The organism is Anaerococcus vaginalis ATCC 51170 (assembly GCF_000163295.1).
Lineage (GTDB): Bacteria > Bacillota > Clostridia > Tissierellales > Peptoniphilaceae > Anaerococcus > Anaerococcus vaginalis.
Genome location: NZ_GG700530.1, coordinates 1 through 1,182, shown reverse-complemented (window position 1 = coordinate 1,182; position 1,182 = coordinate 1). Strand labels below are relative to the sequence as shown.

The following is a 1,182-nucleotide window of genomic DNA, read 5'->3' as shown; positions in this document are numbered from 1 at the left end:
GATGCAACTGTTCTTCCACCTTCTCTTACTGCGAATCTTAATCCTTCTTCTAGAGCGATTGGTTTTTGTAATTTGATTTTGAATGTTGCGTTGTCTCCTGGCATTACCATTTCTGTTCCTTCTTCTAGTTGGATATCTCCTGTTACGTCTGTTGTTCTGAAGAAGAATTGTGGTCTATAGCCTGAGAAGAATGGGGTATGTCTTCCGCCTTCTTCTTTTGTTAGTACGTATACTTGACCTTCGAATTCTGTGTGTGGGTGTACTGAGCCTGGTGCTGCTATTACTTGTCCTCTTTGGATTTCGTTTCTTTGTACTCCTCTTAGTAGTAATGCACAGTTGTCTCCTGATTCTGTTGTTTCTAGGGATTTGTGGAACATTTCGATTCCTGTTACTACTACTTCTCTTGTTTTGTCTGTTAGGCCTACGATTTCTACTGTTCCGCCTAGTTTTAGGGTTCCTCTTTCTACTCTTCCTGTTGCTACTGTTCCTCTTCCTGAGATTGTCATTACGTCTTCTACTGGCATTAGGAATGGTTGGTCATTGTCTCTTTCTGGTATGTCAAAGTATTCGTCTACTTCGTCCATTAATTGTAGGATTTTGTCTGACCATTCGCCTTCTCCGCCTTCTTGTAGGGATTTTAATGCACTTCCTACTACTACTGGTGCATTGTCTCCGTCGAATTCGTATTCTGATAGTAGATCTCTTACTTCCATTTCTACTAATTCGATTAGTTCTGGATCGTCTACTTGGTCTTCTTTGTTTAGGAATACTGCGATTTTTGGTACGCCTACTTGTCTTGCTAACAAGATGTGTTCTCTTGTTTGTGGCATTGGACCGTCTGCTGCACTTACTACTAGGATTGCTCCGTCCATTTGGGCTGCTCCTGTGATCATGTTTTTAACGTAGTCTGCGTGGCCTGGGGCGTCGATGTGTGCGTAGTGTCTTTTTTCTGTTTCGTATTCTACTACTGAGGTATTGATTGTGATTCCTCTTTCTCTTTCTTCTGGTGCTTTATCGATTTTATCGTAGTCTACGAATTCACCTGTTCCATATTTTTTGTTTAATGCTTGGGTGATTGCTGCTGTTGTTGTTGTTTTACCGTGGTCTACGTGACCTATTGTTCCGATATTAATATGTGGTTTGCTTCTTTCAAATTGTGCTTTACTCATTATTTCCTCCTAA

At 40.9% G+C, this 1,182-nt stretch carries 1 protein-coding gene; it reads right to left on the bottom strand.

The genetic code is table 11. The features are described 5' to 3' along the window. The coding region (gene tuf, locus HMPREF0078_RS08815) for an elongation factor Tu (RefSeq protein ID WP_004839957.1) at positions 1-1,169 on the bottom strand (1,169 nt) is incomplete at its 3' end. Positions 1,170-1,182: the final 13 nt, after the last annotated feature.